The sequence below is a fragment of the Cohnella luojiensis genome, from assembly GCF_004564235.1.
GTDB classification, from domain to species: Bacteria; Bacillota; Bacilli; order Paenibacillales; family Paenibacillaceae; genus Cohnella; species Cohnella luojiensis.
Genome location: NZ_SOMN01000009.1, coordinates 130,179 through 144,089 on the forward strand (window position 1 = coordinate 130,179; position 13,911 = coordinate 144,089).

Genomic DNA, 13,911 nt, shown 5'->3' on the forward strand with positions numbered 1-13,911 from the left:
TTTCCGTACGTAACAGCCGAGAAGCATACCGATAAGAACTCATACATACAGCACGTTTGAAGAGCAGAAGACGGCCTCAGTCCCATGGAATTCAGGACTAAGGCCGCCTAACAGGTTTTGCAATTAGCGTACCGACTTGAATGCGGCGCGGAGTTCTTTAACGAATAACATTGGCTGTTCCCACGCCGCGAAATGCCCGCCTTTTTTGAGCTTGTTGTAGTAGATAAGATTGGGGTACGCCTTCTTTGCCCAACTCTTCGGGGCTTGAAAGAGCTCGTCAGGGAAGACGCTCACGGCAGCCGGGATTTTGACGCCCACCGGAAGAAAAAAGGGGGTCTTGTTCTCCCAGTAGATACGCGCCGAAGAAATCGCCGTGTTCGTCAGCCAGAAGAGCGTGATATTGTCCAAAACATCGTCACGCGTAAGGCCTTCTTTTTGTCCGTCAAACGCTCTCGAGATCAGAGCCAGACTCTTCGGGTCATGGTCAAGCATAAAGGCTGCCAAACCGACAGGCGAATCGGCCAGACCGGTAAGCGTCTGCGGACGAGACCCCATTATGTGTGCATAGTCGAGATATTTGAAAGTGAATCCAATTCCCGCGACAGCGGTCTTCTCTTCTTCCGAGAGATCCGGTTGCGGGCTGCCGGCCTTGATCGCCTTAATCACTTCGGGTGGAACCACGGCAGGCAGGTTAGAGTGAATGGCGAGTAATCCCGGAGGCTCCTGCTTTCCCATCAAATCCGTGACAAGCGAACCCCAGTCGCCGCCCTGCGCCACATACTTCTTGTATCCAAGGCGCTTCATTAACACAGCCCAGGCACGTGCCATGCGGACGGGGTCCCAGCCGGTCGTGGTCGGCTTGCCTGAATATCCGAAACCGGGTATCGACGGAATCACCACATCGAATGCGTCCGATGCCTTCCCGCCATATTTCGTTGGATTGGTAAGCGGGTCGATAATCTTCATCTGCTCGATGATCGAGCCGGGCCATCCGTGCGTGATGATGATCGGCAAAGCACCTTTGTGCTTCGAGCGAACGTGCATGAAGTGAATGTCCAGACCATCGATCTCGGTGATAAACTGCGGATAAGAGTTCATCTTCGCCTCGATCTTGCGCCAGTCGTACTCTGTCAACCAATATTGGGCGAGTTTCTGAATCGTTGCAAGCTGCACACCCTGCGATTTATCCGAGACCGTCTCCTTCTCAGGCCATTTTGTCGCTTCTATGCGCCTGCGCAATTCGGTAAGTTCCTCTTCCGGAACATTCACACGAAACGGACGAATGGCTTTCTTGTCTGTAGGTTGCTTCGTTACCTCCTGTTGCTCAATTGTTTGGGGAGGATTTGCTTGGGGGGGATTTGCTTGGGGATTAACTTGCGAATTCCTGCCATTAACATTGGCATTAGTAGCGCAGGCCGTCAATCCTAATGACAGGACCAAAATCATTGCCAAACGAGAACAGAATCTGCTGCTCATAAGTAGTAACGCTCCTTCGGAAAGTTTTTTAGTGATATTCTTGAAATCCTTCCCTTAGGTTCCATCCGAAATGTAGTTCTTATTCCATAGATTCGAAAAAACGATCGATTAAGCCGCTCGCCCCTCCTCTTGCTTTTCGAACCATTACCGGCTTGATTGAGATCGGCCGCCACCCAGGAGTCGTGATTTTTTCATTGCAATAAAAAAGCAAATCACCCTCCACCTTAACAGTCAAGGAAGAAGGTGATCCTATTACATGGGGTCTTTCTTAATACTACTCTCAGAGCTTCTTCAATTCATCGAGGATTTCCTGAGATTCCATCCGTTTCATAAAGTCCGGATCGACATGCGCGCGACGGATAATTCCTTCCTTGTCAATGATAAATGTTCCTGGAACCGGAAGAATCCAACGATCGGTTTTATTGAACTCGGTGAGATCCAGATTGAACGAATCTTTGGAGATGCTCTGCATATATTCGGGTACTTCATACAAAAGTTTGAAGCTCTCGGTGACGCTTCCGTTCGGATCGCTCAACACCTCGAAGGTTAGGTCTTCCTTCTCTTTATGAGACAGCGAGTTGTCTGGGCTTTGCGGAGTGACGGCAATCAGTTGGCCACCGAGCTTATCAATCTCCGGCAGCAACTTCTGGTATGCGTTAAGCATAACATTGCAGAAAGGACACCAGCTTCCACGGTAGAAGGTCAGGACAACCGGACCCTTTGCAAGCTCGTCATACAGATTCACTTGCTCGCCAAGCGGATTAGCTAGCGTAAAATTCGGGGCTTTGCCCCCTTCCTTCAAACCGAACTCGATACCCGACTCTATCTGCTCCTTAATGAACTGAAATTCCACTTGAGCCTCATCAGGCATAGAGGCGACAAATGATTCCTTTACTTGATCTAATTCTTTATTAACTGACATTGTACAACTCTCCTTATCATAAAATATATTTTTAACAATGATTTGCTTTCCACTGTTATTTACGAAATTGCGATTGTCCTTCATTGATAATTCCTCATAAATCGGGAATCGATCTTATTTTTAAGCTTCCAGAACCATTTACTATGAAAGATAACTTTTCCATATATCAAGAACGCCTCACGGTTGCCTGTCGAAAGAAGAGATAAGGAAGGGGTATGCGGATGGTAATTTACCAACCTCTGTCCATTGAAATAATGAAGCAAATTTGCCCATAATACGGGTGCTTCCTTTACAGCATAAACGCCAGATTTCGGCAATGGTGCGTAAGCGTCAATAGCCACACAATCTCCGGCACCGAAAATATTGGGAAAGTCAACAGATTGCAAGGTCGGATTGACAAGGAGATAACCTTGATCCCTTACTTTTAACCCCGATTTACCGAACAAATCCGGGGCCTTAGGCCCCGTCAACCATAATAATCGATCGAAGGATAGGGTAACGCCGGAATTTAATATCACATGGTTTTCGTGTACTTTCATTACAGCTTTGTTCGTATAAAATGTTAACCCCTTACGGGATAAAATATGCATTAGCTTACTCTCGATCCAGCTATTACTTACTCCCATCAGTGCTCCGGAGGTGACAATGGTTATGCGATCGGGACTCATCTCCAACCCGGGTTGTTGGCGTTGTCTAGCCCGCAGCGACAAAGCAAGTTCGATTCCCGATGCTCCTCCTCCAACGACGAGAATCCGTTCCGAGAAATCAAGCTGATTGATAAATTGAATAAACAACTCCATCGGCTTGACCCGGATACCGAACATTTTTACGCCGGGTATATCGGTTGCGGCCACTTCCGATCCGATATTAAAAGACACCGCGTCATATTTCAGCATTCGCCGTGTCCGCTCCGTGATTACCGTTTGGCTGACAGCATCGAGAGACGCAACGCGATCTTCGATAAACGAAACTCCTGCTGCCTCGCAAAGCTTACGAAGATTGACTCCAATTTGTTCTTCTGCATAGAGCCCTTCCACAAATCCTGAAAGCATACCCGAATAATACTGAATGGGGAAAGGCGACAGCAAGTTCACTTCCACATTCGGTATCGGATGCTGCTGCAGCTTCTTTAATATATGCAGGTGTACATGCCCACCGCCTACAAGCAGTAATCTTCTAGGCAAAGCCCATTCTCCTTTTTATCGAAACCATTTTACATATGCCTTCATGATCCGCCCCGCGATACCGCCTTGAAACAACTTATCGCGCCAATATTGATCGGCTGTTTTCAATAACGCTTCGGAGCGGGCAGGGTACGGATGCACCACATGCGATATGGCGGGAAGCTTGTGGCCGAATCGTTTCATAAAAACGGCTTGCTGCATCCAATCCCCCGCTCCATTCCCGGCAGCATGAGCGCCTAAGATTCTCCCTTTACGATCCGTAATCACCTTAACGATGCCTTCCGTATTCCGATCCGTTATAAATCGATCCACATGATCTAAGGTTACTTTGTAAATCCGGACTTCATCCCCGACATGCTTGCGAGCTTCTTCCTCCGTTATTCCCAAATGAAAGATTTCCGGATCCGTATAGATTACCCAAGGAACATGATCGTAGCTGACTTTTCGTTTCAGGCCGAACACGGCGTTTCCTACGACGATCTTCCCTTCCATTCCTGCAGCATGCGTGAACGGATAAGGCTTGATCACGTCTCCGACTGCGTAAATGTGAGGAATGCTTGTCTGCAATGTTTTTTTTACCGCAATATGGTCTCCGTCCATTTGAATGCCGATGGTTAAAAGTCCAAGGCGATCGGTGTTCGGCCTTCGGCCGGCGGCAATCAATATGGCATGCGTCTCCAATTGGAGCTTTTCCCCGTCACGCTCGATCCATAACCGCTTTCTCCCATCAGGCATGGGTTCAACCTTTTTTACGCTTGCTTTGAACACGAAGGACATTTCTTTTTCCAGCGCAGCCTGTGCATATGGAACGAGTTCCGCGTCTTCTTTGTTTAATATTTGCGATCCTCTCTCGAGTACAGTCACTTTAGAACCCAGTCGGGCGAAAGCTTGAGCCAATTCCAAACCGACCGGCCCAGCTCCAATGATCACAAGGCTTTCGGGCAATGCTTTTATATCAAAGACGCTTTCATTGGTCAGAAAATCTACGTCTTGCAAACCATCAATAGGCGGAATAGCCGCTCTGGAACCAGTAGCAATAACTATGCGCTTGCCATAAAGCACTTCGCCGCCCTTAATCTCGATATGATGCTTATCCCGGAATTGACCGTGTCCCTGAAATACATCCACGCCCATGCTCCGAAACCGTTCAGCGCTATCATGAGGTTGAATCGCAGCTTTGGCAGCTTGTACTCTTCGGTAAGCCTCGAGGTAATTGGCTTCGCCCTTCAATTCCAATCCATAGGCTTCCGCAGCTTTCTTGGCCGTATGGAGCTCCTTAGCCGCGGCAATCAACGCTTTGGAAGGTACGCACCCTATATGCAAGCAGTCGCCTCCCGGTTCAGGTTCTTTTTCAATCAATGCCACCTTTACCCCAAAGCCCACTGCGCCTGCCGCTACGGTTAGCCCCCCGGATCCACCGCCAATGACAATGAGATCGTAGCTTTTCAATGTATGCGCTCCTCCACTTTATGATTTATTAGCGACTCGTTTCTTGAGAATAAGCGGAACCAATGTCACAAGTACGAATACAATCGCGGCAATGATAAGGTATGACGTATTTCCCTGTAGAAAACTTGAACCCAGAAAATTATAAGCAAACGTACCCGGAATGATTCCCAGAAGCGTACCGAATAAAAAAGCCCAAAAATTCACTTTGGCCACGCCGGCCCCGTAACTGATCAGATCAAACGGGAATATCGGAATCAGCCGCAAAAGCAGAATATAGATAAAGCCTTTCTGCTGCATATTCTTTTCAAGCTTGCCCCATTTCTCCTTCGACCTTGCGGAAACCAATCTATTACCCAAAAATCGCGCTAACCAAAAAGACAACACCGCGCCAATCGTCGCACCGACGATCGTATACACCGTTCCCCAGACCGGACCGAAAGCCAATCCGCCCGTTAATGATAGAACGGACGCGGGAAATAAAATCAAAGGCCGAACGGTATAAATGAGAATGAACAGTACCGGCGCAGCCCATCCGAACGTTAGAATCCAAGTCCTTATGCCCTGGGGACTGAGATGCAAAACGCTGTGATTGAACCATAATAAGCCTAAGACGACTGAGATCAGCAATAATGGTTTGATGAGTTTAGATAGTGGTTTCATTCTTGTCTCCTTATGCTGTCGACAATCAAAAAACAGCAGTCCAATATAGAACTGCTGTTTTTGATAGATCATTTTCAAAGCTTCTATTCGTTAAATTGCGCGGCATAAGCGCCATATCCTCTTTTTTCAAGATCGGCTTTCGGAATAAACTCCATGGCTGCAGAGTTCATACAGAAGCGTTGTCCCGTTGGCCCAGGTCCGTCATTGAACACATCGCCCAGGAAGGAATCCGCATTCCGGCTTCTGACTTGAGACCCAAAAAAGAATTTGCGTTTAAGGACAACGCTGTTTGAATCTAGAGGCTTTGTAAAACTAGGCCAGCCTGTTCGGGCATCATATTTATCCTTCGAGCTAAACAACGGCTCACCCGATACAATATCTACGTAGATACCCTCTTCTTCATTATCCCAGTATTCGTTATTAAACGGAGGCTCGTCCGCGCCATTCTGAGTTACGTTATACTGGAGTTTGGTCAGCGCCTTCAGCTTTTCTTTTTTGTTAAAAACTCCATTGAAGCCTTGAATTGAGTTATTTTTCACTTCGCGATCCCTCCCCGAGAAGAACTCAATCATCTTATTGCACAGCGTTTTTTTTTGTAATAGCCCTGATGTTCGTCCTCGGCTTTGTAAAACGTTGTTGCAGCACCGATCTTCGTTGCAATCGGTTTATCGAACCGCTTGGAGGCTTCCATTTCCTTTTTGGAGGCTTCAGCCAACTCTTTTTGTTCATTGCTTGTATAAAAGATGGCGGGTTGATAGGGGTTTCTACGATCACCGAATGGACCGTCACCTTCCGTAGGATCAATGTTTCGCCAGAAAACTTGAAGCAACTCGTCATATGAAATCACATTAGGGTCAAAATGAACTTCCACGGACTCGAGATGACCCGTGGTTCCGGAACTGACTTCATGATAAGTCGGATTTTTATGATGTCCATCCGTATAACCGGTATAAACACTCGAGACGCCGTCAAGCTTCTCGAAAGTATCTCCCATATGCCAGAAGCAGCCGCCAGCAAAAATAGCGTTATCGGATTCAGTTCTCATTTTATCAATCCTCCCTTAAAATTTATTTATAGTCTATAACTTCTGCTCGTTAAATTGCACGGCATATTCGCCATATCCTCTTTTCTCAAGATCTTCTTTCGGAATAAACTCCATGGCTGCAGAGTTCATACAGAATCGTTGTCCCGTTGGCCCAGGTCCGTCATTGAACACATCGCCCAGGAAGGAATCCGCATTCCGGCTTCTGACTTCGGACCCGGAAAAGGATCCTTTGCGTTTCGTCACAACGTTTTCCTCTTCCAAAGGCTTTGTAAAACTAGGCCAGCCTGTACATGCATCGTATTTGTCCTTCGAGCTAAACAACGGCTCGCCCGAAACAATATCGACGTAAATGCCCTCTTTTTCGTTATTCCAATATTCGTTATTAAACGGCTGCTCATCTATGCCATGCTGCGTTACGTTATACTGGACTTTAGTCAGCGATTTGAGCTTTTCTTCTTTGTTAAAGTTTCCGTTGTTTGCTGTATTTGAGTTATTCGTCATTTGTCTAACCTCCAAATTTTATTCAAGTAAGAATTGCGACCAGAGGATGCTTCGGCTAGCTCTATTTGTTCATTGCTGTAATAGATGGCGGATAGATATTCGCTGCCGCGATCGCCGAATTGACCGCCCGCATCCGTGGGGTCAACGTTTCGCCAGAATATCCGGAGCAACTCGTCATACCTAATCACATTCGGGTTATAATGAACTTCGACCGATTCAAGATGGTCCGTCTGTTTAGAAACCACTTGTGCATAAGTCGGATTTTCATTATACCCACCTGTATAGCCTGTATACACGTTCGAGACGCCGTCAAGCTTCTGGAAAGTCTCTTCCATGTGCCAGAAGCAGCCGCCTGCAAAAATAGCTGTAGCGGAAAGCGTATTCGAGTTTTCACTTGCCCTCTTCAGAGCGTTAGACTTTGCCACTTTCGCTTTGGGAACCAACGATAGATGAAATAAGCAATTAGACCGATAAGCAATAGATAGATTTCAATTGTCATAGCTGTATCTCCGATTAAGATTTCTGATTGCTAAATTGCGAAACATAAGCACCATATCCTCTTGTTTCGAGATCCGCTTTCGGAATAAACTCCATGGCTGCAGAGTTTATGCAGAATCGCAGTCCCGTTGGTTCAGGTCCGTCATTGAACACGTCGCCCAGGTAGGAATCGGCATTACTGCTTCTGGCTGTAACCCTAGAAAATAGTCCACCGCTTTCTTTAAGCACAACGTTGTTTGACTCCAAAGGTTTTGTGAAACTAGGCCAGCCTGTACCCGCCTCATATTTGTCCTTCGAGCTAAACAACGGCTCACCCGAAACGATATCTACGTAGATACCCTCTTCCTTGTTATCCCAGTATTCGTTATTAAACGGCTGCTCGTCCACGCCTTTCTGAGTTACGTTATACTGCAGTTTAGTTAGTGTTTTTAATTTTTCTTCTTTGTTAAACTCTTTGTTATATTCTGTATTGGAGTCTTGTTTTGCGCTAATTATAACTTCCCGATCATTGCCCCAAGCCTTGTCTAAGAAAGAATCGCGACCGGAGAAGAGCTCACTCATCTCGTAGCTAATTTTACTTTTTTTGTAGTAGTCCTGATGTTCATTCTCGGCTTTGTAGAACGTCGATGCAGCAGCGATTTTGGTTACAACCGGTTTATCAAATCGTTTGGATGCTTCCAATTCCTTTTCGGATGCTTCAGCCAACTCTTTTTGTTCGTTGTTGGCGTAGAAAATAGCGGATTGATAGGAGTGGCCACGATCACCGAATTGACCTCCCGCATCGGTAGGATTAACGTTACGCCAGAAAACCTGGAGCAGTTCGTCATACGAAATCACATTGGGATTATAATGAACTTCGACCGATTCAAGATGTCCCGTCGTTTCAGAAAGAACTTCTTCATAGGTTGGATTTTCCTTATGTCCATCCGTATAGCCGGTATACACGCTCGAGACGCCTTTCAGCTCTTGGAAAGCCTCTTCCATATGCCAGAAGCAACCGCCAGCGAAAATAGCGGTGTCAGAAGGCCCATTCGAGTTTGCATTCAGCTTAGTCAGAACATTTTGAGCCTCGGCGATCTTCGCTTTATTAAGCGAACCGTAAAAGAAATAAGCAACAATGACTAGTAGAGCAATGGATAACGCATAAAATTTACGCTTTTTCAATTTCATTACCTTTACACCTCCGCGGATACTTTTAGGGAATGAGCCATCCCTTTTCCTTACACTTGGATTTTAACAAGAACCGAACGAGCGCAAATCTGTGGGAAGTCATGTATTACAAAAGAAAAGACACAACTTTTGACCGCTGAAGCATGAAAAATTTCATGCCTTATGCCAAAAGTCATGCCCTCGTGATTTTAAAAAAGGAGATGGCGAACCGAAAATACCGCAGCTTGCGTTCTGAGCAATGTAGTTTCAGTTAGTCTTATTAATTGCGTACAAAAAAATCGGTAATAGCCTTAATCCTGCTATTACCGATTCAAAATTAGTCTAGTACTGCTGTCATATGCGCTTTCGTAACCGACCAGTGAGAGGCAGTCCAGTATTTAGCTTTATCCTTGATGTAAATAATTTGCGGAGATTCGTGTTTGACATTCAAATCCTCGGTGATCTTGTTTGACACTGGCCGGGATTCGATAACTTTGACAAGCGTGTAATCTACCTCTTGATTCGGGGTACTCTTCAAGTAATCTTCATATTCATGAATCGCGTTGGCGCTTACCGGGCATGTCGTACTATGTTTTAAAATAACCTGTCCGCGTTCTGACGATTTTGCAAAGATATCATTCCACTCTTCAAGTGTTGTGATTTCTTTCCAGTTCATCCCAGTATGCCTCCTTCGTTACTTCATCAATACTTATACTTTCCCTGGTTACCGGGATAACAATTTTTTGTAAACCGGAATGATCGCGAAATGCAATCCTTCATGATACAGGTTATAACGGAGCGCCTGCTCCGGAGTAAGCAAATCGAGTCCCGTTGACGTCGTAATGGCCGGGATGCTTTCGTTTAAGCGGCTACTCGGCAGCGCCTCGCGAATTCTCTCCGTCTGTTCCTTCAATAGGCTCCCCAACTGCGATAACGTCGGAAGAGGGACCGATTTGGCTTTATCGTCCAGCGGCGACGTCCCGGAAGCAAACCGTTCAATAAACCCTTCCGGGAGAATCATCGGAAGTTTCAATCCCGAAAGCGCTAAGAATTCCGTAGCGGTATAAACGTGACCAAGGTGCCAACGGATATTATTGCGGAAACCGTCAGGAATTCGATCCGCTAACTCCTCCGTCACGCCCTCCATCACTTCCAGCGTTTGTCTTCTGATGTTGGCCATTTGGTCGAAAAGATTTGTTTCCATTTGTATCGCTCCTTTATCTCTATATCATGCTCGAATTGAAATTAATTATATTTTCCCCAGAATTAAATGTTTGTACTCCTCAAACAACCTTCATAAACTATGGAAAATCCGACCGCGACGGAGCGTGCCAAAACCACCATACATAAAAATAAAGACGTTCTTGTTGTCACCCACTTCAGTTCGCGCCTCGAGCACCTCCTTTTGCTTACACTTGGATTTTAACAAGAAGCGAACGAATGCAAACCTGTGGGAAGTCATGTATTTCAAAAGAAAAGGCACAACTTTTGACCGCTAAAGCATGAAAAATTTCATGCCTTATGCCAAAAGTCATGCCTCGTGATTAAAGGAGATGGCGAACCGAAAATACCGCAGCTTGCGTTCTGTCGCGCATTCCAAGCTTGGCTATCAGATTCGAAACGTGGTTTTTCACTGTACCTTCCGTAAGAAAAAGCAAGCCTGCGATTTCTTTATTATTCAATCCTTGCCCCAATAAAGCCAGTACCTCTTTCTCACGTTCGGTCAATAATCCCAATCCTTCCGGTTCATGATGACTTAACGAGTACGTCTTCTCCGGATTCTGTTCAGACATTTTTTTTAACTCTTTTAGCAGCATCGCCGTAATATCGTGTTGAAGCACTGTTCCTCCATTGTAGACCGTCTGAATAGCGCTAATGATCGCCTCCGAAGGCATATCCTTCAATAAATAACCATGTACGCCGTTTTCCAAAACTTGCATGATCAATTCCGCGTCATCGAAAGTGGTTAGAATCAATACCTTCGTCTCCGGAAAATGCTTGAGTATCAATTCGGATCCTTCGACGCCATCCATTCCCGGCATTCGGATGTCCATCAACACCACATCGGGTCGCGATTCAACCACTTTGGAATAGGCATCTCTCCCGTCTACTGCCGTTCCAACCACTTCCATGCCAGGTTCCATGCCGATGATTGTCGCAAGCCCGTCTCTCAAGATCCGTTGATCGTCGACGATAAGAATCCTCAATTCTTTTCACGCTCCGTATCCGTCAAGGAATATGGGAAGTTTACATCAACAGCGAAGCCCATTTTTGGATCCATCCGAAAATGCACCTCTCCTTTCCACTCCCGCACTCGCTCTTTTAAATTGATTAACCCAAACCCCGGCTTTAGATCGTTAGGCATTTCTCCGTCATTGCTTATGCAAAGAGAAAAGCCGGTGTCCGAATAAGACAACGAGATTGCAGCTTTTTTCGCATGTCCATGTTTCTGAGCATTCGTAAGCGATTCCTGCACGATTCGATAAGCGGTCAATTGAAGATCGCTAGGTAGTGCGACGGGTATCCCAGCGGCTTTAAAAACAGTTTGAACCTTTGCAAATTTAGTAAACTCCTCCGACAGCCTTTCAAGACTATCATTCAAAGAAGTGGATTTAATAGGTTCATCTCGAATAGCCCTTACCGACAGTCGGACCTCTTGCAAAGCAGACCTGATTAATCCCTCGCAATCCAGATAGGATTGCTCGCTGCGTTTTAGATCTACCGCACTTAACTTGCGTGCAACTTGCATTTGGACCAACAATGCCGTCAGCTTATGACCAACCGTATCATGAATTTCTCGGGCAATTCGCACTCTTTCCCTTGTTGCAGCCCACTCTTCCGCCTTGATCGCATACTCCTGCAATTGCTCATGGGACTGCTTCAATTGTGCGTATAGCTGCAATGTATCCCTGCGCGCCCTTTGGTAGAAATTAATTAAAGCACTCACGATGCATGCGAACACAATAAACGAGCAGGCAATAAAATAGCCTGTTTCATCAAGTCGTTTGTACAAATACCAGTCAATGCTGCCCATCGTAACAACATAGAGTAACAGCAGTAATATGCAAGCGAGAATGAGAATACGGGTATTCTTTAAAAACATTAAAATGGCTAAAGCCGTTATCCCGATAAACAGGTGATTGGGGAATTTCCCGCCGATAAATAGGTAACCATAAGATGCGGACACCAAAAAATCTAAGATGAGGAGGTGAAAAAGCAAATTCCGCTTTTTTATTTTTGCGTAAAACAGATTAACAATAAGGAAAGCTGCCACTGAAAAGATAACAAAGCTTAAACCCCAAAAAATCGTAATCGAATTTTCAAAATAAAAAATACCTGCTATAGCTAAACCAAAAACGAGCTTTAGCCCAAAAAATAGTTTCCATGAAAGGGGACTCTTAAGTATAATATCCGTTTTTTGAAGCACTATCTTCTACTCCCCTCATCATTAGTCATTCTCCCATCTCCTTAGGATAAGCTGCCCATTTCTTCGTACCACGCATTATGACATAAGCAAGTGTCACGGGCAACAGCGGTCGCGGAATCATGTCATCTAACGGACGGCACCTTTAGTTTAGGCTTTAGAATATAACGGTGAACGACCCATTCGGCAACGGCCTATAATATTGAAATGGTAAATATTTCACCTAGGTTAATATCCCAGTTCATTGAGTCAGAGGCAGCCCATAAAATGAGGAAACCTAAACCGAAATCAGCAAGGGTTGCAATTGCGTTGTTCGATGCTCATAAGATAATTTGATCGCCAACAACATAGGCAATTACCAGTAATTGCCGTTGCTGTAATCGTCGCTTCAATAAAAGGGACATCGGCAAAATAGACGAGCATTAATGCCACGACCGCTCCGTTAATAATCCATTTCAATATAAACTTAAGCATGGTTGACCTCCCGAAGAAAAGAGCAGGAGGGGTGAGCTCCTGCCCTTTATTACAATACTAGCGATTGAACTGGCCAGCTTGGCCTGCCAACTGCTGCTCCGCAATCATGACTAGATGACGCGTGATGTTACCGCCAATACGTCCGGTATCCTTGGTTATCATGTTTCCGTAATAACCGTCTTGAGGGATCTGGATACCAAGCTCCTGACACACCTCAAATTTCAATTGTTCCAAGCCTTTTTGAGCTTGCGGGACAACGAGTTGATTCGAATTTCCACGATTGTTTGCCATTATGTAATCACCTCCAGTATTTACCGAGTATTATGCTTCACGAGGAATCCTCCTATGCACTCCCAATAATCAACTAATGAAAATCTTCCGCTACCCCTTCTTCTTCGGTATCTGCCTGATGAACTTATCGTTGTCGTCATAAATCATGATGCTTAGCCCCTTAATTGCCCCCTTAGTTTCAAATAACAATTTCATTGCTTCCTCTTTAGATAGCAAGATATTAATACGTTTGCCGTTATATCCGAGGTAATACTTCAGCCCAGGACCTCCTTCAACAAAAAAAAGGAGTACCGGTGTTAGCCGCACTCCCAATGTTGGTAGATATTTAATCGGCTCGCTCATGCAGTGTTTTCGACATGAAGTGCCATGTTCCTTTATTTAAAGACATTTTAGATCCATCGCTAAGAAAAACCGTCAGGGCCTGACGGTCTTTTGGGGTGGAGGATATTCGAAACTTTAACGAACAAGACGAAGGTCTCGTGAACGACCCGATACAAAATTAGACGTTTGCCTTTGCGGGAGTTCCAACTTAGGTCATCGTATGCCGTATTACCAACGTTCTAGAGGTGACCGGCTCACCGGTTGCCTAACCAACCGTAACGGCAATTTCTGCCGTTAACCGTTCCGCCGGCTTGCCTAACTCCAACCGTAACGGCAATTTCTGCCGTTAACCGTTCCGTCGGCTTGCCTAACTCCAATCGTAACGGCAATTCTGCAGCTAGAATAAAAAGTGGACACCTCATAAGAGTATGCAGATAATATACAACAAAGAGAAGAAGAGGTGTCCGGTATGGGAGAGATCAGACAAAGGTACAGTGACGAGTTTAAGGAACAGACG

At 45.5% G+C, this 13,911-nt stretch carries 16 protein-coding genes; all 16 read right to left on the minus strand.

Annotation, left to right across the window (positions count from 1 at the left end; all coding sequences use genetic code 11):
- Nucleotides 1-123 precede the first annotated feature (123 nt).
- Nucleotides 124-1,476, minus strand: coding sequence for an epoxide hydrolase family protein (locus tag E2980_RS09580; protein WP_240702953.1), 1,353 nt, complete (start codon nt 1,474-1,476; stop codon nt 124-126).
- 280 nt (nt 1,477-1,756) lie between these two features.
- The gene (locus tag E2980_RS09585) at nt 1,757-2,398 is read right to left on the minus strand and encodes a peroxiredoxin-like family protein (protein ID WP_135151959.1); all 642 of its coding nucleotides are present in this window, start codon (nt 2,396-2,398) and stop codon (nt 1,757-1,759) included.
- Between the two features lie 80 nt (nt 2,399-2,478).
- The gene (locus E2980_RS09590; RefSeq protein WP_135151960.1) at nt 2,479-3,582 is read right to left on the minus strand and encodes an FAD-dependent oxidoreductase; all 1,104 of its coding nucleotides are present in this window, start codon (nt 3,580-3,582) and stop codon (nt 2,479-2,481) included.
- Between the two features lie 15 nt (nt 3,583-3,597).
- Nucleotides 3,598-5,031 (minus strand): dihydrolipoyl dehydrogenase family protein, encoded by a 1,434-nt coding sequence (locus tag E2980_RS09595; RefSeq protein ID WP_135151961.1) that lies wholly within the window; start codon nt 5,029-5,031, stop codon nt 3,598-3,600.
- An 18-nt stretch (nt 5,032-5,049) separates the two neighbouring features.
- Nucleotides 5,050-5,691: a TVP38/TMEM64 family protein gene (locus tag E2980_RS09600; protein ID WP_135151962.1), complete on the minus strand. Its 642-nt coding sequence runs from the start codon at nt 5,689-5,691 to the stop codon at nt 5,050-5,052.
- An 83-nt stretch (nt 5,692-5,774) separates the two neighbouring features.
- A complete protein-coding gene (gene msrB / locus E2980_RS24165) occupies nt 5,775-6,230 on the minus strand; it encodes a peptide-methionine (R)-S-oxide reductase MsrB (RefSeq protein WP_240702954.1) in 456 nt (151 codons plus the stop codon).
- 29 nt (nt 6,231-6,259) lie between these two features.
- Entirely contained in the window at nt 6,260-6,736 is a 477-nt protein-coding gene (gene msrA, locus E2980_RS24170) for a peptide-methionine (S)-S-oxide reductase MsrA (RefSeq protein WP_167747053.1), read from the minus strand.
- A gap of 33 nt (nt 6,737-6,769) precedes the next feature.
- Nucleotides 6,770-7,237 carry a peptide-methionine (R)-S-oxide reductase MsrB gene (msrB, locus tag E2980_RS24175; RefSeq protein ID WP_167747054.1) on the minus strand — a complete coding sequence of 156 codons (468 nt, stop codon included), beginning with the start codon at nt 7,235-7,237 and terminating at the stop codon, nt 6,770-6,772.
- Nucleotides 7,234-7,572, minus strand: coding sequence for a peptide-methionine (S)-S-oxide reductase (locus E2980_RS24180; protein WP_167747055.1), 339 nt, complete (start codon nt 7,570-7,572; stop codon nt 7,234-7,236). Before E2980_RS24180 ends, msrB (E2980_RS24175) begins: the two co-directional genes overlap by 4 nt.
- A gap of 178 nt (nt 7,573-7,750) precedes the next feature.
- The gene (gene msrA / locus E2980_RS09615; RefSeq protein WP_420808637.1) at nt 7,751-8,782 is read right to left on the minus strand and encodes a peptide-methionine (S)-S-oxide reductase MsrA; all 1,032 of its coding nucleotides are present in this window, start codon (nt 8,780-8,782) and stop codon (nt 7,751-7,753) included.
- Between the two features lie 439 nt (nt 8,783-9,221).
- Nucleotides 9,222-9,560 (minus strand): bacillithiol system redox-active protein YtxJ, encoded by a 339-nt coding sequence (gene ytxJ / locus E2980_RS09620; RefSeq protein ID WP_135151964.1) that lies wholly within the window; start codon nt 9,558-9,560, stop codon nt 9,222-9,224.
- 48 nt (nt 9,561-9,608) lie between these two features.
- On the minus strand, nt 9,609-10,088 hold the full coding sequence (locus E2980_RS09625) for a DinB family protein (RefSeq protein ID WP_135151965.1): 480 nt from the start codon (nt 10,086-10,088) through the stop codon (nt 9,609-9,611).
- Between the two features lie 340 nt (nt 10,089-10,428).
- Entirely contained in the window at nt 10,429-11,091 is a 663-nt protein-coding gene (locus tag E2980_RS09630; RefSeq protein WP_135151966.1) for a response regulator, read from the minus strand.
- On the minus strand, nt 11,088-12,311 hold the full coding sequence (locus E2980_RS09635; protein ID WP_135151967.1) for a sensor histidine kinase: 1,224 nt from the start codon (nt 12,309-12,311) through the stop codon (nt 11,088-11,090). The genes E2980_RS09630 and E2980_RS09635 overlap by 4 nt, the downstream gene beginning before the upstream one ends.
- Nucleotides 12,312-12,839: 528 nt before the next feature.
- On the minus strand, nt 12,840-13,073 hold the full coding sequence (locus E2980_RS09640; protein ID WP_135151968.1) for an alpha/beta-type small acid-soluble spore protein: 234 nt from the start codon (nt 13,071-13,073) through the stop codon (nt 12,840-12,842).
- A 575-nt stretch (nt 13,074-13,648) separates the two neighbouring features.
- Nucleotides 13,649-13,771, minus strand: coding sequence for a hypothetical protein (locus tag E2980_RS24910; protein WP_276322263.1), 123 nt, complete (start codon nt 13,769-13,771; stop codon nt 13,649-13,651).
- Nucleotides 13,772-13,911 lie beyond the last annotated feature (140 nt).

Excerpts from the sequence above, each read along its gene's own strand:
- E2980_RS09585 (WP_135151959.1), bottom strand. The coding sequence starts at position 2,398 with ATGTCAGTTAATAAAGAATTAGATCAAGTAAAGGAATCATTTGTCGCC.
- msrA (WP_167747053.1), bottom strand. The coding sequence starts at position 6,736 with ATGAGAACTGAATCCGATAACGCTATTTTTGCTGGCGGCTGCTTCTGG.
- E2980_RS24180 (WP_167747055.1), bottom strand. The coding sequence starts at position 7,572 with ATGGAAGAGACTTTCCAGAAGCTTGACGGCGTCTCGAACGTGTATACA.
- E2980_RS09625 (WP_135151965.1), bottom strand. The coding sequence starts at position 10,088 with ATGGAAACAAATCTTTTCGACCAAATGGCCAACATCAGAAGACAAACG.
- E2980_RS09600 (WP_135151962.1), bottom strand. The coding sequence starts at position 5,691 with ATGAAACCACTATCTAAACTCATCAAACCATTATTGCTGATCTCAGTC.
- E2980_RS09580 (WP_240702953.1), bottom strand. The coding sequence starts at position 1,476 with ATGAGCAGCAGATTCTGTTCTCGTTTGGCAATGATTTTGGTCCTGTCA.
- E2980_RS09640 (WP_135151968.1), bottom strand. The coding sequence starts at position 13,073 with ATGGCAAACAATCGTGGAAATTCGAATCAACTCGTTGTCCCGCAAGCT.
- msrB (WP_167747054.1), bottom strand. The coding sequence starts at position 7,237 with ATGACGAATAACTCAAATACAGCAAACAACGGAAACTTTAACAAAGAA.
- ytxJ (WP_135151964.1), bottom strand. The coding sequence starts at position 9,560 with ATGAACTGGAAAGAAATCACAACACTTGAAGAGTGGAATGATATCTTT.